Source organism: Roseovarius sp. MS2, assembly GCF_051447875.1.
GTDB classification, from domain to species: domain Bacteria; phylum Pseudomonadota; class Alphaproteobacteria; order Rhodobacterales; family Rhodobacteraceae; genus Roseovarius; species Roseovarius mucosus_A.
Genome location: NZ_JBKHVF010000001.1, coordinates 3,436,461 through 3,455,594, shown reverse-complemented (window position 1 = coordinate 3,455,594; position 19,134 = coordinate 3,436,461). Strand labels below are relative to the sequence as shown.

18 protein-coding genes are annotated in these 19,134 nt (G+C 61.3%); 13 read left to right on the top strand and 5 right to left on the bottom strand.

The genetic code is table 11. The annotated features are described in order from the left end of the window. Nucleotides 1–121 precede the first annotated feature (121 nt). The 7 genes from ACLGGT_RS16895 (at nt 122) to ACLGGT_RS16865 (ending at nt 8,179) form a co-directional block, all read left to right on the top strand. A complete protein-coding gene (locus tag ACLGGT_RS16895; RefSeq protein WP_008280883.1) occupies nt 122–799 on the top strand; it encodes a class I SAM-dependent methyltransferase in 678 nt (225 codons plus the stop codon). A 47-nt stretch (nt 800–846) separates the two neighbouring features. Then, nucleotides 847–2,796, top strand: a complete 1,950-nt coding sequence (locus ACLGGT_RS16890) for an acyltransferase family protein (RefSeq protein ID WP_437196966.1) — start codon at nt 847–849, stop codon at nt 2,794–2,796. 102 nt (nt 2,797–2,898) lie between these two features. Then, on the top strand, nt 2,899–3,882 hold the full coding sequence (locus ACLGGT_RS16885; protein WP_151979293.1) for a sulfotransferase domain-containing protein: 984 nt from the start codon (nt 2,899–2,901) through the stop codon (nt 3,880–3,882). Then, nucleotides 3,879–5,030 (top strand): mitochondrial fission ELM1 family protein, encoded by a 1,152-nt coding sequence (locus tag ACLGGT_RS16880; RefSeq protein WP_437196965.1) that lies wholly within the window; start codon nt 3,879–3,881, stop codon nt 5,028–5,030. The genes ACLGGT_RS16885 and ACLGGT_RS16880 overlap by 4 nt, the downstream gene beginning before the upstream one ends. A 1-nt stretch (nt 5,031) precedes the next feature. Further along, nucleotides 5,032–6,018, top strand: coding sequence for a diacylglycerol/lipid kinase family protein (locus ACLGGT_RS16875; RefSeq protein WP_375553634.1), 987 nt, complete (start codon nt 5,032–5,034; stop codon nt 6,016–6,018). A gap of 74 nt (nt 6,019–6,092) precedes the next feature. Then, on the top strand, nt 6,093–7,040 hold the full coding sequence (locus ACLGGT_RS16870) for a hypothetical protein (protein WP_437196964.1): 948 nt from the start codon (nt 6,093–6,095) through the stop codon (nt 7,038–7,040). Nucleotides 7,041–7,228: 188 nt separating this feature from the next. Beyond that, the gene (locus tag ACLGGT_RS16865) at nt 7,229–8,179 is read left to right on the top strand and encodes a hypothetical protein (RefSeq protein WP_008280877.1); all 951 of its coding nucleotides are present in this window, start codon (nt 7,229–7,231) and stop codon (nt 8,177–8,179) included. 12 nt (nt 8,180–8,191) lie between these two features. On the opposite strand, the gene ACLGGT_RS16860 is transcribed toward ACLGGT_RS16865, so the two are convergent. Then, nucleotides 8,192–9,289, bottom strand: coding sequence for a mitochondrial fission ELM1 family protein (locus ACLGGT_RS16860; protein WP_437196963.1), 1,098 nt, complete (start codon nt 9,287–9,289; stop codon nt 8,192–8,194). 137 nt (nt 9,290–9,426) lie between these two features. Here ACLGGT_RS16860 and ACLGGT_RS16855 point away from each other — a divergent pair, with 137 nt between their 5' ends. After that, nucleotides 9,427–10,356, top strand: a complete 930-nt coding sequence (locus tag ACLGGT_RS16855) for a sulfotransferase domain-containing protein (protein WP_437196962.1) — start codon at nt 9,427–9,429, stop codon at nt 10,354–10,356. A gap of 68 nt (nt 10,357–10,424) precedes the next feature. On the opposite strand, the gene ACLGGT_RS16850 is transcribed toward ACLGGT_RS16855, so the two are convergent. Together ACLGGT_RS16850 and ACLGGT_RS16845 are read right to left on the bottom strand one after the other, a co-directional pair. Next, a complete protein-coding gene (locus tag ACLGGT_RS16850) occupies nt 10,425–11,222 on the bottom strand; it encodes a nucleotidyltransferase family protein (RefSeq protein ID WP_081506116.1) in 798 nt (265 codons plus the stop codon). Between the two features lie 41 nt (nt 11,223–11,263). Next, a complete protein-coding gene (locus ACLGGT_RS16845; RefSeq protein ID WP_437196961.1) occupies nt 11,264–12,415 on the bottom strand; it encodes an N-acetyltransferase in 1,152 nt (383 codons plus the stop codon). A gap of 163 nt (nt 12,416–12,578) precedes the next feature. Between ACLGGT_RS16845 and ACLGGT_RS16840 the strand changes: the two genes are divergently transcribed. The 5 genes from ACLGGT_RS16840 to ACLGGT_RS16820 are packed head-to-tail and all read left to right on the top strand — an operon-like array spanning nt 12,579 to nt 16,339. Continuing rightward, entirely contained in the window at nt 12,579–13,547 is a 969-nt protein-coding gene (locus ACLGGT_RS16840) for a lysophospholipid acyltransferase family protein (RefSeq protein ID WP_008280872.1), read from the top strand. A 26-nt stretch (nt 13,548–13,573) separates the two neighbouring features. Further along, complete coding sequence (locus ACLGGT_RS16835) at nt 13,574–14,221, top strand: sterol desaturase family protein (protein ID WP_008280871.1); 648 nt, start codon at nt 13,574–13,576, stop codon at nt 14,219–14,221. Nucleotides 14,222–14,266: 45 nt separating this feature from the next. After that, a complete protein-coding gene (locus ACLGGT_RS16830; RefSeq protein WP_437196960.1) occupies nt 14,267–15,220 on the top strand; it encodes a lysophospholipid acyltransferase family protein in 954 nt (317 codons plus the stop codon). Beyond that, on the top strand, nt 15,213–15,392 hold the full coding sequence (locus ACLGGT_RS16825) for a hypothetical protein (protein WP_437196959.1): 180 nt from the start codon (nt 15,213–15,215) through the stop codon (nt 15,390–15,392). Before ACLGGT_RS16830 ends, ACLGGT_RS16825 begins: the two co-directional genes overlap by 8 nt. A 53-nt stretch (nt 15,393–15,445) precedes the next feature. Then, nucleotides 15,446–16,339 (top strand): ELM1/GtrOC1 family putative glycosyltransferase, encoded by an 894-nt coding sequence (locus tag ACLGGT_RS16820; RefSeq protein ID WP_437196957.1) that lies wholly within the window; start codon nt 15,446–15,448, stop codon nt 16,337–16,339. Here ACLGGT_RS16820 and ACLGGT_RS16815 read toward each other — a convergent pair. Beyond that, the gene (locus ACLGGT_RS16815) at nt 16,336–18,051 is read right to left on the bottom strand and encodes an ABC transporter ATP-binding protein (protein WP_437196956.1); all 1,716 of its coding nucleotides are present in this window, start codon (nt 18,049–18,051) and stop codon (nt 16,336–16,338) included. The two genes, ACLGGT_RS16820 and ACLGGT_RS16815, sit on opposite strands and share 4 nt — an antisense overlap. Nucleotides 18,052–18,159: 108 nt before the next feature. Beyond that, the gene (locus ACLGGT_RS16810) at nt 18,160–19,119 is read right to left on the bottom strand and encodes a metallophosphoesterase family protein (RefSeq protein WP_437196955.1); all 960 of its coding nucleotides are present in this window, start codon (nt 19,117–19,119) and stop codon (nt 18,160–18,162) included. Nucleotides 19,120–19,134 lie beyond the last annotated feature (15 nt).

The window sequence follows — 19,134 nt, the reverse complement described above, 5'->3', positions numbered from 1 at the left end:
ACGCGGCCCCGCTACTTTTGCTCCCCCCGCGACAATTTTAATGTCGAAACGTCGCGCCTTAGCGATTAAGAGGGCGTCAAAATCTCGACGAACCCTCCTTTTGCAAGAACGGACAGACAGCATGACCTCTTACGGACGCGGCAATCCCAGCCCCGAGTATCTCGACATGGTCGCCATGTATGAGAGGCTGCACGAAGAGGGCGAAGCGGCGGCTGGAAAATCCGGCACCCAGACCTTTCCCGGTAAAATGTTGATCCGCCACGCGCCCGGTATCAAAGAGATGATCGACCGAACCGGCGCGGCGGATATTCTGGATTACGGCGCGGGCAAGGCTGTTGGATATGACCTGCGCGATGTGGCGCTGACCAAAGAGCTGACGGTGCCCAGCATTCAGGACTATTGGGGCGTGACCGATATCCGCTGCTATGACCCGGGTCATGAACCGTTCAAGGAATTGCCCGACCGGCAGTATGATGGGGTGATCTGCACCGATGTGCTGGAACATATCACCACGCCCGATGTGCCGTGGATCGTCGAAGAAATGTTTGGCTATGCGCGCAAGTTTCTTTACGCCAATGTCGCCTGCTATCCGGCGGTCAAGGTGCTGCCCAATGGGCAGAATGTGCATTGCACGGTCAAATCCCCCGAATGGTGGGCCGGTCTGTTTCACGGGATCGCCATGCGGCACACGGATGTCTCTTACCGGCTGATCACCTCGACCGCGACGGGGCGCAAGAAGAAATTCGGCTTCGCCAAGAACCGCAAGAAAGAATACCAGACCGTCGAGCGGATGGCCTGATCCGCGCCAGTGACTGAAAATCCCGACGTGTGCCGAGTGCGTTCATCATGAAGTATCGCCCCGAAATCGACGGTTTGCGTGCGATAGCGATCTTGCCGGTCGTGTTTTATCACGCGGGCGTTACGTGGTTTCCCGGCGGGTTTGTCGGCGTCGATGTGTTCTTTGTGATCTCCGGCTATCTGATCACGTCGATTATCCTGAGCGAGCGTGCCGCGGGCAACTTTACGCTCACCGGATTTTATGGCCGCCGTATTCGGCGCATTTTTCCGGCGCTTTTTGTGATGATGGCGGTCAGCTATCCCATCGCCTGGGCGCTGCTGGACCCGTCGGCGATGGCCGAATTTTCCGGCAGTATCGCCGCCTCAACCGTGTTTTTCGCCAATGTCTATTTCCTTGAGGTCAGCGGCTATTTTGCGACGGCGGCAGAGTTCAAACCGCTTTTGCATAATTGGAGCCTGTCGGTCGAGGAACAGTTCTACCTGATCTTCCCCATGGCGGTGCTGCTCACATGGCGGGCGGGGGCAAAATGGCAGGTCCGCATTTTCATGGCCGTGGCGCTCCTCAGTCTTGCGCTGGCGCAATGGCAGATTGCGCGGGGCAATGAGGCGCGCGCCTTTTTCCTGCTTTATGCGCGGCTGTGGGAATTGTTGGTGGGCGTTCTCATTGCCTATTGGCTGACCACGCCGCAGGGGGCCGCGCTGCGCGATGGCGGGCGGTTTCGGCATGGCGCGCTGTTGGGTCTGGCGCTCATTCTCTTGGCTGTGTTCACCTATGACACCGAAACCGCGTTTCCGGGGCTTGCCGCGCTCTTGCCCTGTGTGGGCGCGGCATTGGTCATCGCCTTTGCCAAAGGGCAGAGCCTCACCGGGCAGGTTTTGGGCTGGCGTCCGGTCGTCTTTGTCGGGCTGGTCAGCTATTCGCTCTATCTTTGGCATGTACCCGCGCTGGTGTTCACACGCATCGGCACCGGGCGAGAAGACCTGTGGCTCATGCTGGCCGCCTGCGCGCTGGCCTTTGCGCTGGCCTGCCTGAGTTGGCGCTATGTCGAGCGACCGTTCCGGCACATGCACGCGCTGCCGCCCCTGCGCCTTTTTGGCACTGCGGCTGCCTGTATGGTGGTTCTGGGCGGTCTGGGCCTTTTGGGGCAGGAAACCGACGGGTTCCGCGCGCATTACCTTGAGCATCGGCTCGATTCCGTCACCCGCGCCAATTACGAGAGATATAGCCCGACCGCGACCCGCTCGCGCGTGGCCGATGACGGCTGCCGGTTCCGCGATGAAGAGCTGACAGAGGAGTTTGGCGCGCGGTTGCAAGACTGCGCCGCGCGGCATGGGCCGGGGATATTTATCCTTGGGGATTCTCATGCCGAGAATGTTTACAACGCCCTGCGCAGCACTGAGCGGTTTCCGTTTTTGGTTGGTCTGACGCGTGGCGGCTGTCGCCCCTACCAATACAAGGCCAAATGCTCTTACGAGGCGGCGATCCCCTTTTTGACCAGCAATCGCGACGCGGTGGCGCAGGTGGTCTTTCACGTCTCAGGTTCGCATTACATCCTTGATCACCGCAACGAGGGCGACAGTGATGCAGCCTTTGAGCCGGGCACCGAGGGACGGATTGCCGAAGAGAATGTGACCCTGACCTCGGCCTATCTGGCAAAGCTGCCCGAGGGGCTGGATGTGGTCTGGCTTGGCCCTTTTGCCGAGGCACGGGTGGACCTGAGCAATCCCGGAAATTACAGCACCGAGCGGCTACAGTTCAATCCCGTGGCCTTGGCGCATTTCGACCGGCTTGAAGCGCGGCTCAAATCCGAGGCCGAGGGGCAGACTGCGTATCGTTACCTGTCCTTGCTTGACGCGCTCGATTTCGGGCCTGACGCGCTGTTACAGGGCGATTGCCTGACCTTTTGGGATGTGGATCACTTTAGTCCCTGTGGCGAGCGCCTGTTTGGCCCCACCATCGCGGATCTGGTTCTGAGCAAGGCTCCGCTGACGCAGTGATGCTTTTGATATGGCAAATTGGACGTAGAATGGGTATGCGACCCCCAAAACCGGTCATGGTGGCACATCCCCCCGCGACACCGGCAGAAAAGGCCCAAGACCATGCGTGACACCCTCCGCCTTCTCCGCGCCTCCTTTCCCGAGGCCAGCAAGGTTGTCTGGCGCAAGGCCAGCCGCCGCCTGCTCAAGCTCAAGATGGACATGACAGGCGCAGATCAAGACGAGCGTATCCGCGCCGAACGCCACATGCGCGGGCGCGAGCAATTCGCCAGCCTGCAACGCGCCGATGCGGTGGTTGTATCCTTTGGCAAAAGTGGGCGCACATGGCTGCGGGTGATGATTTCGCGGCTCTATCAACAGGTCTATGACCTGCCCGAGGATATTCTGATCGGGTTCGACAATTTTCACAACATGGACCGGCGCGCGCCGCGTCTGTTCTTTACCCATGACAATTACATCGGCGATTTCACCGGAAACACCGACAACAAGGCGGATTTCTACGACAAGAAGGTTCTGTTGATGATGCGCGACCCGCGCGATGTGGCGGTGTCGCAATTCTTTCAATGGCGCTATCGGATGCCATCGGAGAAAAAGGCGCTGAATGAATACCCGGCCCATGACGATGAAACGCCGATCTATGATTTTGTCCTGCATGAGGGCGGCGGCCTGCCCAAGATCATCGACTTTATGAACCTTTGGGCGCGGGAAATGGACAAGATGCGCGCGCTCTGCCTTATTCGGTATGAGGATATGCGCGCCAATCCCCACACGGTTCTGACCGAGGTGGCGCAGTTTCTGGACATTCCCGCCGATGCCGCCGCCATCCAAGAGGCGGTGGATTATGCCTCGTTCGAGAATATGAAGAAGAAAGAGGCTGACAGCAGTTTCCGCCTGAGTGGCGCGCGGGTGGCCCCCGGCGATAAAAGCAATCCCGACAGCTACAAGACGCGGCGCGCCAAGGTGGGCGGGTATCGCGACTATTTCGACGATGCCCAAGTGGCAGTGATCGACGCGCTGGTCGAGGCACGGCTTGATCCGGTTTATCGCTATGCGGCCACGGCAAATGCGGACAAACCGGCGGAATGAGCCAGCCTGACGCGATGCCCCGCATCTGGCGGGTTCTGGGGGACAAGCGCGGCGACAATGCGCAAGTCGAGATTGTCGCCGAAGCGCTGGCGCGGGAACGCGGCTGGGTGTCGGAACTGCGGCACCTCGAAATGCTGCCGAAATTCGTGGTGGGCAAACCGCGCGTCGGCCCCACGCTTTATCACATTGACCAGAGCCTGAGCGATCCGATCGAGCCGCCTTGGCCAGATGTGATCCTGACGCGCGGGCGGCGTCCGGCCAATGTGGCGCTCTGGATCAAGAAGCAATCGGGCGGGCGCACGCGGATTGTGCTTGTGGGCAAGCCTGCGGGCTGGTTCTCGCATCAGATGGCGCAGTTTGACCTGATCGTGACCAGTGCCGAAACCCTGCCCGCGCCCTTTGAAAACGTGATGCAGATCGACCTGCCCTTGATGAAGATCAGCCCCGAGCGGCTGGAGGCGGGGCGCAAGGCGTGGCAAGAGCGCTTGGGCGCTTTACCCCGGCCACTGGTGGTGTTTCTCATCGGTGGGCCGACCAGCCCCTTTATCTATAACGCAGAGATGGAGGCGCGGTTGCGCGCACGGATGGCACAGGTGCTGTCCGAGGGCGGCACGCCCTATATCGTCGGGTCGCGCCGCACACCCGCTGGGTTTCTGGACCGCGTAACTTCTGGGCTACCCCAGGGCGTGCAGCGCTTTGATTGGACCCAACCCGACAGTGAAAACCCCTATACCGGCCTTTTGGCACTGGCAGACCGTTTTGTTGTGACCGGCGACAGTATTTCGATGCTGGTCGAGGTGGCGCGGCTTGGAAAGGCGCTGGAAATCGTGCCCCTACCCTTTGGTCCCTTGGGCAAGCTTGACGATGCCCGCAGGCGCGCAGCGGCGTGGATGTTTCAGGCGCGCCGCAATGCAGGGCCGGCCGAGCGGCTGCGCCTCGCACTGGCGCGTGGGCTTTATCATTTGCGGATGCTGCAACAAACCCGGCACTTCCCCCGGTTTCACCAGATCCTGATTGATCGCGGGCTGGCCACATGGATGGGCGAAGGTCAGGATGCCAGAATGGGCGACCGCCCTGCCCTGTCGGCCACCGATGCCGATGTGGCGCGTATCCTTGCGCGGATTGATCCGCTCTTGTCGGGGCGCTGACATGAGCACGACCCGCATATGCATGATCAGCAACCCCACCAGCGGCAATAACCGCAAATGGCAGGCGCATATCGAGGCGCGGCTCGCGGCCTATCCGCAGGTTGCCCATCACGTAACCCGCTCGCCCCAAGAGGCCGAAGCGCTGGTGCCGCAACTGGCCGCCTCACGGCCCGATGTGGTGGTGATCAATGGCGGCGACGGCACGATTGCCGCCGCTCTGGGCATGATCCTGAGCCATTGGCCGCGGGAGAGCCTGCCGCTGATCGTGCTTTTGCCCGGCGGCACCGCCAATATGACGGCGGGGGATATTGGCACCGCCTCTTCGCATCGGCGGGCGTTGAAGCGGTTTTTTCGCTGGCTTGATCGCGGCGCGCCCCTTTCGGGGGATATTCGCGCGCGCCATATCATGCGGGTAACGGGCGCTGCGGATGGCCATATCCGGCACGGTATGTTTCTGGGCACCGGGGCGATCATGCAGGCCACGCGCTTTGCCCATAAGACCGTGCATTCGCGCGGGCTGGGCGGCGAGATCAGCCTTGGCATCATCTTGATCCGCTCGGTCTGGGGTCTTATCCGCCAAGACCCGAGATTCTATCAGCCGACCCATGTGGCGTTGCGGGTTGAGGATGGCGCGCCCACGCCTGTGACCCGCGACGCAGCCCCGATGCTGATCCTTGTGGCCAGTACGCTGGGGCGGCTGTTTCTGGGTATCCGGCCCTTCTGGGCCAAGCAAAAGGCCCCTATTGGCCTGACCGCAATCCGGGGTGGTGCGGCGCGGTTTGCCCGCGCCTTTCCCTCGGTACTGCGCGGGCATCCCAACCGGCATGTCACCGCAGAAAATGGCTATGAAAGCTTTCGTGGTGCGCGGATCGAATTGCGCTTTGACGGCGAATTGAACCTTGATGGTGAGCTGTTTGCCACAGCCGGGGGCGATGTGCCGCTGGTGATCGGCGCAGAAGGGCCGATCCGGTTCCTGCGCCCCAAATAGGCGCGGGCAGTTGGCGCGCGCCTCAAGCGCGTATAGAACGGCGGGCACCACCCGATGCAAGGCAGCACAGATCCATGACCGGCGCGCAGTATCCCACCCCGGACGGCCCGACCTTAGACAGCTCTGCGGAATTGCGCGCGCTGATGACGGCGTTGACCGCGCGGTTTGGCGATGGGTTGCAGGCGGTGATCCTGTATGGATCGTGCCTGCGCAGCGCCAATCTGCTGGATGGGCTGGTCGATTTCTATGTGCTGGTCGAGAGCACGCCCAAGGCCGAACCACGCCTCTGGCTGCGGTTGGGCGGTCGGCTCTTGCCGCCCAATGTCTATTACTTGGAGGCGCCTCTGGGCTCTGACACGGTGCGCTGCAAATACGCGGTCCTCAGCCTGCGGCAGTTTGAACGCGGCACCGGCCCCGGCTGGTTTCAATCCTATCTCTGGGGGCGGTTTGCACAGCCGGTCAAACCAATCTGGTGTCAATCACAGGATGTGGAAACGCGCCTGCACGCCGCATTTTTGCGTGCAGGCGAAACGCTCTTGCGCCGCGCCCTGCCCGCCTTGCCAAACGAGGGGTCGGTTGAGGCGCTTTGGCAGGGCGCACTGGCGCTGAGCTATGCCACGGAATTGCGTGCCGAAAAGCAGGGCCGCGCGGCAGAGTTGGCGGGGCATGGGCGGAGCTTCTTCACGGCGATGACGCAGGCGCTCTTGCCGCGTATGGCGGATGTCTTGCAGCTTGAGCGAGGGGCGGAGGGCGCGCTGAGGTATCGCAGCGCTGCATCGCCCCGCGCACGCCGCCTTGCACCCATCCTCTGGGCGCTGCGCCGGGTGCAGGGCAAGGCGCTATCGGTGGCGCGGCTCATCAAGGGGCTGTTCACCTTTGAAGGCGGCCTTGATTACCTTGCGTGGAAACTCTCGCGCCATTCCGGCCAAGTGGTCGAAATCCCCGACAAGGTGCGCCGCCGCCCGCTGATCCATATCTGGGGCTTTATGCGGCAGCTTTATCGACGGGGTGTGTTCCGCTAACGCTGGTGCGATGGGCGAGAACCCGCGTATCGCGATCAGGTTCAGTTACAAACGTGTAAGATTGGGGCTATTCTCTGATCCAGATCAATACATGACAGTTTTAATTGTGTTTCTGGACATGGCGTCTCTGCAAATTCTCCTGTATAGAGCCGCTCAGAACAAAAAACCGAGGTTGCGGATCACTCATCATGAAACACGCTGTATTCATCCAGACGAACCACAAGCAGATTGTCGGCGCCATCGTCGCGGAACACGCGCTGCGTCGCTACTCCACCAACAATGACAAGTTCGAGGTGCATATCGTCAACAGCCGCGATTACCCCTTCTTCCTTGCCCGTGAAGGTCAGGAATATATGCGCGACGGCGTGAAGCGGGTTTGGTTGAACGAGGATCTGCAATCCTTTACCCCCACTCGCTTTATGCCGCCCGAGTTGATGGGCTATGAGGGCCGCGCCGTGGTCATCGACCCCGACGTATTCGCCTGCGCCGATATCTGGGAACTGCTGAACCGCGACATGAAGGGCAAAGCCGTGATGGCGCGTATGCGTTCGGGCACCAAGGGCCTGATCGACAAGGCCTATGCCAGCTCTGTGATGCTGCTCGATTGCGCAAAGCTCAAGCATTGGAAGGTTGAGGAACAGTTCAACGCCATGTTCGATGGCGACCACGACTATTCCCGCTGGATCGGTCTGCGCAACGAGGACCCCACCACGCTGGAGTTCATCGAAAACGAGTGGAACGATTTCGACAAGTTCACCACAGACACCAAAATGCTGCACACCACCCGCCGCAAAACCCAGCCGTGGAAAACGGGCCTGCCGGTGGATTGGCGCCCCGCAGAGCGCTTCCGCCTGTTCCCGCCAGCCGCATGGGTGCTGCGTCTGCGCCGCAAGATTTTTGGCGAATACGGCCTGATGGGCAACTACAAAGAGCATCCCGACAAGAACCAAGAGAATTTCTTTTGGGGTCTGGTCAAGGAATGCGTCGAGCAAGGCAAGCTGACGGAAGAGTTCCTGCGTCAGGAGATGAAAGACAACCACGTGCGCCACGATGCGTTGGACGTGATCGCGCGCGTGCCCAGCCTGCCGCCCGCACCGGCGCATCCGCTGAGCACCGGCAATCTGGCCAAGGCCGCCTAAGCGCTTAGGCGTTCAAAACAGCGCGCGGATACGTTCCGCCGCAACATGCGCTCCGACCGATGGGTCGGGGCGCATTTTCTTTGCCCAAGTCTCGCCTGTGGCTATCAACTCTGGCGCGTCCTCTAACCAGCGGGCCTGCCCCGCCTCCACCAGTGCCTGCTGGATGCGCGACACATCGCGGCGCATCCGGCGCGGGGCAAATCGCATGGCAAGCGCGTGGCTCAGCGGTTTTGGACGCAAGTTATGCGCATGCGACCACCAAGACCCCGACGCATCACCGGGATCAAAGATATAGAGCGGGCGACCAAGGCTTGCGGCCTCAGCCAGCATCGACATGCTCTCGCCGGTCACCACAAAGCGATCCGCAAGGCCTAGATAGGCCGAATAGGGATTGGGCGCGGCCTTGTCGCGATTGTGCCACCAATAGCACTGGGCCGGCACATCAAGGGCGGCGTTGATCGCCTCGGCCACAGCGGGCGGGGTACGGGGGCTGCCGCTGACCAATGCGGTGCCACCGGTCTGGCGGATCAGGCGATTCACCCCTCGTGCCAAAAGCCGCCCCTTGTCTGGGGTAAAGACAAACGGCCCACTGTCCCCGCCAATCAGCACGGTCGTATAGGGGCGTGGCATATGGGCCAGTGCCGTGGCTGCCGCCGTCGCGGCTTGATCCACGCCAGCACGTGTGAATTGGTGCAAAGGCAGAGGATTGATCAGGACCATGGGACCGGGCGTCAGGAAATACTGCGGCGTGCTGACGATCAGATCATAGCTCTCAACCGGTGCCCAAGGGCGGCCCAGATGCACCAGCTTTGTGCGCCCCCCCGATTGCCGCTTGATCCAACGCGCCACCGGCTCGTTGCGGCGGCCAGCGCTGATCACCAGATCGGGCCAAGGCGCGGTCAGTGGGCTGGATGCATGTTGATCGATCCCCAAGAGCGTGACCCGCAACAGGAGATGCGGTACAAGTTCCCAACCACGCGCGAGGATCAACTTTTCCTCCATCGGCCAGCCAAGCGCATGGGCCAAGGCCAAGACCTGCGTGTTATCGCCCGCTTTGCGCCCCAAGAGACACCAGACCTTTGGCTCTTGCGATGTGGTGCTGGACTGCACAGGCCTCTCCCTTGTTGTTGCGCGATGGCGCGGAATCACGCCGGATGCGACACGGGTCAAAATTACCCATACAAAGACCGAGCGATACCCTCTATGAGGACCGCAAGAAACCCCGATCCCTGACCAGAATGCCCAACATGACCAATTTATCCTATCGCGAGATCCGGGACGTGGCCGCGCGTCACCTCATTCTCTCTGCCCTGTTCTTTCTGCCCAAGGGCCAGAAAATCGCGCTGGAACGCCGCCTGCGCGGGCGTCAGGAGAATGCCAAGCTGCAAGAGGCCGATTGGGCGCTGGTGTCTTGGGGCAAAAGTGGGCGCACTTGGTTTCGCGTGATGCTGTCGCGGTTCTATCAGCTGCATTACGGGCTTGAGACCGAGTACATGCTGGAATTCGACAATTTCCACGCTCTGAACCCAGCCGCGCCCAAGGTTTTGTTTAGCCACAACAATTACATCCGCGATCATTTCAACCATGGTGACGATCTGGCCCAGTATCGCGGTAAGAAGCTGGTGCTCTTGGTGCGCGATCCACGGGATGTGGCGGTCTCGCAGTATTTCCAGTGGAGCTATCGCATGCGCCCGCGCAAGAAGGCCCTGAACGCCTATCCCGCCCATGGCAGCGAGGTGGCGATCTATGACTTTGTGCGCAATCCCGATTGCGGCATCCCGCGCATTGTCGCGGCGTTCAATGCTTGGGCGCGGTCCTTGCCCAGCTTGGGCGAGGATGTGTTGGTGGTGCGGTACGAGGATTTACGCCGTGATCCGGCCGAGGTGCTGCGACAGGTCGTCAGCTTTACCGGCATTGATCCTGACCCGGCGCATATCGAGGCGGCCAAAGACTATGCTGCCTATGAAAACATGAAAAAGCGTGAGGCGTCGAATGAGGGCATGCGCGGCAGCGGTCAGCGCGTCAAGCCGGGGGATGAGAGCAACCCCGACTCGTTCAAGGTGCGGCGCGGCAAGGTCGGCGGCTATCGCGATTATTTCACGCCCGAAGAGGTAGAGGTGGTCGATGCGCTGGTTGAGGACAAGCTGGACCCGGTGTTTGGGTATAACGAGGGGTGAGAGGGTAAACCCCTCGCGATGAGCCGCGCGGGACGGTTGGGGCCAACGCCTGAACTATAAAATCACCCCTACGCCCCGCCGCGCCCCTCGGCGCTATATTGCTGCACCAGCACGTAATCCGACACGGAATCCACATCGACCGAGGCATGGGCATAGGGCAGGATGACCACACCGATGCGCACGCCCACCCGGCGTGACAGGCGCGCCAACGCCTTGTCCAGCGTGAGCCAGCCCATGCGATAGCTCAAGAGCGACCACAGCCCCAAGAGCCGGATCACCACCAGCGGCTTTTTGCGGTCTTTCTCGACCTGCCGCCAGAAATCCGCCACCCGGCGCCCGTCCTCGGTCAGAAAGCCAAAGAGGTTGCAGCCGCAATAACCGCCATCGCGGAACCGCAAGACGGTCTTTTTCAATTCAGGGTAGGTCGCACGCACCAAATCATAGGGGGCCAGACCAATCACCACGTCGCAGCCACTCTTTGCTGCGCCCCGGCAGAAATGATCAACGATTTCACCCGTCAAAAGCGGATGATCGGCAGTCGTGATCATGACCGGCTGACTGGCGGGAAAGCGGCTGAGCATCTGATGCGCGCTGGTGCTGGGGGATGGGCCAGAGGCAACCCAAGCGACCTCTTTGCGTGCCACCAACCCCGCCAGCCCGGCATCGCTTTGAACACAGGCCTCGGTCGGGCCACTAAGATGGATCGTGCCAATCGACTGCGCAGAGCGCAGCGCGTCAATCACGCGGCGGATCATCGGCGTGCCGCCGATATCGAGCAACGCCTTGCACGCCACACCGGTTTCGTCGCGCAGGGCGTCGCGGTCATCCCGTTCGCCCGCAAGGATTACGGAAGCAAAATCTGTCACGGTCTCACTTTCTCAGTGCCTTGGTCTGGCCTTCGGTCGCGCTACAGGGGTTTCTGATAGACGCGATAGCGCTTGTAGATCGTGCTGCCGATGGCCTCGATGATATGCCGCATGCCATGATTATCCTCGAGTATCCAGCCCATCTCGACCGAAGTGACGTTTCGTTGCTGCATCGCCTTGCGCACCGCGTCGATCACCAAAAACGCCAACGTCGGCCCAAGGCGGGAATTCTGGTATTCCTTGCGCACCCCCATCAGCGCCACCCGCGCGCTGGTCGGCCCCCGCACCTTAAGCCGCCACAAGAGCTTGGCCCAACCAAAAGGCAAAAGCCGCCCGCGCAGATCGCCGATCAATTCGTTGAGATTGGGAAAGGCGGTGATAAAGGCCACGGGGCGTCCGTCAATCTCGGCGAATTGGATGAAATCATCCGACAGAAGGAACGACAGAACCTTGGCGGTTTCGGCGAATTCTTCGCGCGTAAAGGGCACAAAGCCCCAATTGTCCGACCAGGCATCGTTGAAGATATCGCGCATCGCCTCGTAATCCGCCGCCTTGCCCTTGCTGTTGAGGGGGCGGATGGTGACGGTGCGGCTGGCACGTTGGGCCAGTTTCGTCATCACCTCGGGGGCGACGAAATCGGGGCGAACCTTGTAAGTCAGCAGATCCTTGATCGTGGCAAAACCGCGATCCTCGATCTGTCTTTGATAATAGGGCCGCGCGTGGCCCATCATCACGAAGGGCGGATCGTCGAAATTCTCAACCAAAAGGCCAAGATCCTCATTGATCGAAAGGTTGTAAGGCCCGCGCAGATGGGCCGCGCCCCTATCGCGCAGCCACGCCTCGGCCGCGCCAAAAAGCGCATCGAACACGGCGCTGTCATCCACCGCCTCAAGCATCCCGAAATAGCCGATCTTGCCCCCCTCTTCGGCCTCGGGTTGAAGCGTATCAAGCTGCGCCGTGATGCGGCCCACGGGCACGCCGTCGCGGTAGGCCACCCAACGGGCAACCTCGCAATGGGCAAAGAGCGGCGCATTCTCGAACACGCGCTGCTTTTGCTCAAAGATCAGTGGGGCCACCCAAGCCGGATCATCGGCATAGATCCGCTCTGGCAGATGCAGGAAGTCCCGGACCGCCGCGCCATTTACGGCCTCGACCAGCCGAATTTGAGCGCCCTCAGGCTGTGTTGGCGACATCTTGGGCCTTTCTTGCGATGATGCGGGCAAGGCGGCGCGCAGCCCTGCGTGGCGCGCATGCCAGAGCGGCGGAACCAACCATGGAAACTGCTTGCAATTCCGGCACCTTGCCTCAATTAACGGTACAAGTATCCACACTGCATCAGAAGAAGTCGAGTCCTCCTTGGCCAAATTCATTCTCGCCAATGCCCATCGCGACAAGCTGTTCAATAACCGCGTTGCGCGCAATGTGCTGTGGTTCATCGACTATGTGGTCTTGGCCTCGGTCATGTCGCTTTTCCGTTTGATGCCCGTGACATGGGCCTCTGCGCTTGGGGCGCGTCTGGGGCAGATGTTTGGCAGGATCTTTGGCCGGCGCAACCAGCATGTGCGCGCCAACCTTACAATGTCCCTGCCTGACAGGTCGCCGGCTGAGATCGACAATCTGGCCAATCAGGTCTGGGCCAATGCTGGCGCGGTGCTGGGCGAATATCCAAATCTGGCCAAGCTCTGCAATCCAAAGCGCGACACTCTGGAAATCGAAGTGCTTGAGCAGATTCCCGCCTATTCTGATCCGACCAAACCGGCGGTTTTCGTGTCGGCGCATCTGGCAAACTGGGAAATGATGGCCACCGCCATCGCGCGTTTGGGTGTGCGCCCCTGTGCGATGTACGCCCCGCTGACAAACCCGTGGCTTGACCGCACGATGCTGCAATATCGGGGCATGCTGGGCTGCGAATTGGTGTCGCGCAACGAGGGTTTGCGCGCCTTTGTTGATGCGCTTAAGTCCGGGAGGTCGCCAATCATGCTGACGGATCGGCGCGTCGAGGGCGGCAAACCGATTCCGTTTTTCGATGAAGACAAGGAATCCTCGCTCTTGCCCGCGCGGCTGGCGTTGCGGTTTGGCGTGCCTTTGGTTCCCGTGCAGGCCGAACGGCTGCCCGGTGCGCGCTTTCGCGTGCGGTTCTATCCGCCCTTGGTGCCCAGTGACCCCACGATGGACCGCGACAATCAGACCGTTGACCTTGCCCGTCAGATCAACGAGAAGTTCGAGCAATGGATAACGGCAAAGCCCGGAGATTGGCTTTGCACGAGCAAAATCTGGCCGTCTTCTATTCTTCGGGCTAAAACCGACATATATGAAGACGCATAAGTCGGCGCAGATCAGGAGTGCCCAAAATGACAAGTCATCAACCCAGTCGCACGCATCGCGTCGACGAGTCGGTTCGCCTGTTCGAGAACCCGCTTCTTGAAAAGTTGAGCCATGTGCATCCCATCGTGCCCTTGCTGGTCTGGGGTCCGGTGGCCATCTGGTTGATTGCCCGCGCTGTGATGGTGCATGGCATCGGCTGGGGCGGCATGGCGATGATCGGGGTTGCGGGCCTTGTTACATGGACGCTGGCGGAATACCTGCTGCATCGCTACCTCTTTCACTTTGAGCCCAAGACCGACATGGGCCGCCGGTTCATCTATCTTTTTCATGGCGTGCATCACGATACGCCACAGGACAAAACGCGCCTGCTGATGCCGCCCGCGGGCGCGCTTCCCATCATCGCCGTGCTCTATCTCATGTTCTACACGGTCCTGCCCTACCCCTGGGCCGAGCCGTTCACCGGGTTCTTCATCATCGGCTATCTGGTCTATGACTACATCCACTATGCCACGCACCATTTCCCGATGCGGCACCCGGCGCTGAAATTCCTCAAGCATTACCATATGCGGCACCATTTTTCGGATGATGCCGGGCGCTATGGTGTCAGCTCGCCGCTGTGGGATCTGATCTTTCGCACCTACCCGACCAAGCCGGAACGGTCCGACCGCACCTAGGCGCGGGTCTTATCCGCGCCACAAGTCCGGGAACGGATATCCGCCATGGCAAAATTTTTCCTCACGCCCAAGGGGCTGATCGCACGGTTTCCGTGGGTTCAGACCCCGGCTTGGATGGTTGAGGCGGGCGTGTTCTATCTGATGCTCGGGTTTGCGCGGCTGCTGCCATTTTCTGTGGCCTCAGGGCTTTTTGCACGCGCTCTGGGGTGGCTGGGCTATCTCAACGCGCAAAAGCGCCGCACGGTCGGGCGCAATCTTTCGCATGTGCTGCCCGAGGCGAGTGACACCGCACGCGACGCGGTGATGCGCGATATTTTCCGGTCTACCGGACGTGCGGCTGCGGAACTTTTCCTGCTCGAACGACTTTGGCAGAACCGCACGCGGCACCTAGAGTTTTCCGTCCATCCCGAGGCAGAGGAGATCATCGCGCGCAAAGAGGCGATTGTCTTTGCCACCGCCCATGTCAGCGCTTGGCAGCTCTGCAACCTGATTGGGCGCGAGCGAGAGTTGACGATTTCGGTGATCTATACGCCCGAGCCAAACCCGTGGCTGCACGGTTTTTTTCTTTCGCTGCGTCGGGCGTTCGGTGGCCCCTTGGTGCCAAGTGCGGGGGGCGCGCGGGAACTTTTGCATGAGTTGGCAGCCGGTCGGTCGGTTGGTGCCGCCTTTGACACCCGCGTTGATCAAGGCGAGATGGTGCCCTTTTTCGGCACGCCCACGCCCACCAGCACCCTGCCCGCCTTGTTGGCACAGCGCGGCTATCCGCTGGTGCCGATACGCGCCGTGCGCCTGCCCAACGCCCGCTTTCGGATCGAGGTGTTGGCCCCCCTTGCCCCAGCCGATCCCGATCTGCCGCGCAAAGAGCGTATCCTTGACATGACACATCGTCTGAACCTGATTTTTGAAGATTGGATCAGGGACTATCCCGGCGAATGGATCTGCATGAAACGTCGCTGGTTCAAGACCCGCGATAGCGCCCCAAAGGCCCCGGATGCCTGAGGCCAACGTGACCCCACGCGTCTGGGTGCTGGATGCCTACCGCTCTGGCGAGAAAACCCAAGTGCGCGCGCTGGCACAGGGGCTGGGCTGGCCTTATGAGATCAAAACCCTGCGCTATCGCAAAAAGGAAATCCGCACCACGCTCTTTCGCGGACGCGATTTGCGGGGGTAGACCTGCCCGCCTCTGATCCGCTGAGCGCCCCTTGGCCCGATCTGGTGATTTCCATGGGCATGCGCAACGAGCCTGTCGCGCGCTGGATCAAGGATCAATCGGGCGGGCGCACGCGGCTGGTGTTTTTGGGGCGGCTTTGGGCCGATCCTGCACATTTTGATCTGGTCATCACCACGCCACAATACCGCGTGCCCGACCGACCCAATGTGTTGCGCAACGCCTTGCCCCTTCATCCGCTGACGCCCGAACGGCTGGAGACGGCGCGCGCGCACTGGGCCCCCAAATTGGCGCATCTGCCCCGGCCTTATCTTACGCTGAATATCGGCGGCCCGAGCGGCCCCTATGCGTTTGGCGCGCGCGCCTCTGCGCGGCTCTTGCGCGATACGATGGCGCTGGCACAGGCGCGGGGCGCATCGCTTCTTATCAGTTCCAGCGCCCGCACGCCGCCTGAGGCCATCGCTGCCTTTGCCGCGCAAACCGATGTGCCGATGCAGCTTTATCGTTTTCGGCCCAATGACCCGGAAAACCCCTATCTTGGGTTTCTGGCCATCGCGGATGAGATCATTGTCACTGCTGACAGTATCTCGATGTTGTCTGAGGCCTATGCGACGGGCAAGCCCGTGCATATGTTCGATCTGGGCGCGGGCACGCTGAGCATGCGGCACGATGCGCTGGTGGCGATCGGAGAGCGTGCGCAGGCACGCGCGCTCGCGCGCCACGATCCTGACCGCCCTGATCTTAGCCTTGGTGCACTGGCCTACCGCGCCTTGATGCGTTGGGGCTGGAAACATCTGTCGCGCGACATCAGCCAGATGCACCTGCGGCTTGCGCGCTCGGGCCGCATGACATGGCTGGGAGAGCCTGTGCGCCCCGCCTCAGACACGCCCCCGCCCACTGACATGGCGCGTGCACTGGACCGGATCAACGCCTTGATGTGTCGTAGCTAAGCCTCGTCCGTCGCGACCTTTGGCGCCGCCGCAGGCTCTAGCCGGTGGACGACATCGGCGGCATCCGACAGGCTGCTGTTATGTGTGATGGCAAGGATTGTAAGCTGTTCACGCAGGCCGCGCAGCGTTTCGATGATGGCGGCCTCGCTTTCGGGGTCAAGAGCGCTGGTCGCCTCGTCGAGGATCAGAAGCTGCGGCGCGTTGATCAGCGCGCGGGCAATGGCGACCCGCTGACGCTGGCCCCCTGAAAGCCGCCCGCCGCGCTCGCCCACGAGGGTATGGATACCGTCGGGCAGGTCCTGCACGAAATCCCAGGCTCCGGCCTGTTTCAACGCCGCCTCTACCCGAGCCTCGGAAATCTGCGGATCCCCCAAGGATACGTTGTGCAAGACGCTGTCATGCAGCAGCACCGTTTCCTGCGGCACATAGCCCACCATGCGACGCCACGCCTTGAGGTCGATTTCCTCGAACGGACGGTCATCAATCGTGATCTGGCCCGTGTCCGGCCGCAACAGACCGATCACCAGATCAATGATCGTCGTTTTGCCCGACCCCGAGGGGCCGACCAGTGTCGTCATCTGATGCGCGGGAATATCAAGATCAAAGCCGGAGAGCACCGTGTTGCCGTCATAGGAAAACGCGATATCGCGCAGGGCGATCCCCTTGGTCAGCGCCGGGGTGGCATGGCCGCCCAGATGCTCTTGTTCTTCTTCGGCGCGGCGATTGGTGTCGATCAGCGACCAATAGGCGCTCTCGCTCTGCATCATTTTCTGATATTGCTTCTGAACCTTGCCCAGAAAATTATATCCGCGCCCCAGCGTCACTGCCAGCATCAGCACAATGGCGAAATCCATCGAAAGAATGCCGAGCGCCAGATAGACACCAAAGGCGATGACCATGATGAACATCAGATCCTGGCCAGAGTTGAGCGCAGCACTGGCCAGAACCTGACGGCGCAGCGCCTTGTTGAGACGGTTGGTCTCGTGCTTGAGCAGCTCATCCGCCAGATGTTCGCGGGCCATCGCCTTGAGCGGTTTCACCGATTGCAGCGTATCGGTCAGATGCGACATCAGCGAGACCATAAGATCGGTTTGTTTCTGGCCGGCCTTGCGGGTGATCCGCACCAGAAAATGCGACAGGCCGATGATGACGATGCCGCCGATCAGGCTGAGCAAGGTTGCTTTCCACGAAATCACCACCGCAACCGAGGTATAGACCAGCGCCTGAATGAAAAAGGTCAGCGCCGTTGCGCCATTCATATAGGCATCCGCCGCGCGCTGCGCCTCGGTGGCCAGCGTATTGGCCAGCTTGCCCGCCGGTTGATGCAGGAAGAAATGCCAGCGGCTGCGCATCATGTTGCGCAAGATCTGCAGGCGGAGATCGGTCGCAACACGGGCAGCGGTATAGCCCACCTGCCGTTGTGCGATCAAAAGCAGCACCGCTTTGAACGTGGCCGCCACCACGATCAGGGTCAGCAGCGCCCCGAGTGTCACGGGAATTCCGGCCCATGCGAGCACATCAAGCACCATCTGTTCCATCTGCCCCGGCGGCTCTGCCATCGTGCCGGATGGATCGGTGTTGAGCACGATCTTGAGCATCGGCAACATGGCGGACAGGCCCAAGCCTTCGGCCAGACCCGAAAAGAACAGCGCCAGCACCATGAGGAAACTGGCCATCGGATAGGCGCGGAACAGGTTCAGCATCAGGCGCATGGAAGGTCTTTCATGGTCTTGCAGGACAGTTTGCGCCTCTGGTGAGCCGGTCTCTTGTCTTGGCGGCTGCGCCCTTGGCGCGTGCCGCATTTGGTTTCAGCGGTGTCATCACGGCGCGCATGCTGCATGGGCGCGCGCCAGTGTCAACCGGGTGCAGCGCCCGGTCGCCATCTCTTGCTCACGTGTCGCGTGCCGTGCCGTAACGTCAATCTCCCAGCCCGCGGCGGTGGGCCGGATATGATAGACGTGATAGGCGGCCGCCTCGGGATAAAGCGATGAGGCCGACGGCACGCCAATAACCGGGGCTGGCCCATCGCGGGTTTCAAGTGTCTGGTGATGGTGGCGGTGGCTATGGCCATGCAGCACCAATTCCACGCCTTCCGCCTGCAGCACGGCACGAAACGCCGCTGCGTCGCGCAGGGCCTTGCGCGCCGATACCGTGCCATCGAGCGGCGGGTGATGGATCATCAGCACCCGGCAGAGGCCCGCATCACGCGCCTTGCGCAACATAGGTGCCAGCCGCGCCAATTGCGCCGGACCGACCGCGCCGCTGGCAAAGGCCGGCGGGGTGGCCACAGCACTTGAAACGCCGATCAGGGCCAGCATCCCCCGCCGCCGCATATATGGAAAGGCGTCGGACACATCCGCCGTTACGGGTGCCGCATCGCCCTGCCAATAGGGCAGCCACTGCGCCGCCCCCGCATCCCATGCGCCCCGAATGAGGGCCTCGTGGTTGCCAGGGATGACCATGACGCGCTCCGGCCTTCCTAGGCTTTCAAGCCAGCGGCGCGCGGCGCGATACTCGCTTTCCAGACCAAGATTGGTCAGATCCCCCGTGACCGCAATTTGGTCAGGGGCATGGCCGCGCATATCGGCGATCAGCATCGCGAGGATTTCTGGCCGGTGATGATGGCGGCGCTTGCGGTGCCATGACAAAAGGCTCAGCGCCCGCTTGTTCAGCACGCTATGCCACGGCACCGGCCCCGTCAGCGGCAGATGCGGGTCCGACAGATGCGCCAGCGTGATGCCAGCGCCTGTCTCTGGGTCGGATCGCCCCTGCCCTGTCATGTCTCAGATGTCCGC

Coding starts and splice junctions, on each gene's coding strand:
- ACLGGT_RS16880 (WP_437196965.1), top strand. CDS start 3,879: ATGAGCCAGCCTGACGCGATGCCCCGCATCTGGCGGGTTCTGGGGGAC.
- ACLGGT_RS16815 (WP_437196956.1), bottom strand. CDS start 18,051: ATGCGCCTGATGCTGAACCTGTTCCGCGCCTATCCGATGGCCAGTTTC.
- ACLGGT_RS16875 (WP_375553634.1), top strand. CDS start 5,032: ATGAGCACGACCCGCATATGCATGATCAGCAACCCCACCAGCGGCAAT.
- ACLGGT_RS16835 (WP_008280871.1), top strand. CDS start 13,574: ATGACAAGTCATCAACCCAGTCGCACGCATCGCGTCGACGAGTCGGTT.
- ACLGGT_RS16845 (WP_437196961.1), bottom strand. CDS start 12,415: ATGTCGCCAACACAGCCTGAGGGCGCTCAAATTCGGCTGGTCGAGGCC.
- ACLGGT_RS16885 (WP_151979293.1), top strand. CDS start 2,899: ATGCGTGACACCCTCCGCCTTCTCCGCGCCTCCTTTCCCGAGGCCAGC.
- ACLGGT_RS16810 (WP_437196955.1), bottom strand. CDS start 19,119: ATGACAGGGCAGGGGCGATCCGACCCAGAGACAGGCGCTGGCATCACG.
- ACLGGT_RS16895 (WP_008280883.1), top strand. CDS start 122: ATGACCTCTTACGGACGCGGCAATCCCAGCCCCGAGTATCTCGACATG.
- ACLGGT_RS16865 (WP_008280877.1), top strand. CDS start 7,229: ATGAAACACGCTGTATTCATCCAGACGAACCACAAGCAGATTGTCGGC.
- ACLGGT_RS16870 (WP_437196964.1), top strand. CDS start 6,093: ATGACCGGCGCGCAGTATCCCACCCCGGACGGCCCGACCTTAGACAGC.
- ACLGGT_RS16855 (WP_437196962.1), top strand. CDS start 9,427: ATGACCAATTTATCCTATCGCGAGATCCGGGACGTGGCCGCGCGTCAC.
- ACLGGT_RS16820 (WP_437196957.1), top strand. CDS start 15,446: ATGGGCATGCGCAACGAGCCTGTCGCGCGCTGGATCAAGGATCAATCG.
- ACLGGT_RS16830 (WP_437196960.1), top strand. CDS start 14,267: ATGGCAAAATTTTTCCTCACGCCCAAGGGGCTGATCGCACGGTTTCCG.
- ACLGGT_RS16825 (WP_437196959.1), top strand. CDS start 15,213: ATGCCTGAGGCCAACGTGACCCCACGCGTCTGGGTGCTGGATGCCTAC.
- ACLGGT_RS16890 (WP_437196966.1), top strand. CDS start 847: ATGAAGTATCGCCCCGAAATCGACGGTTTGCGTGCGATAGCGATCTTG.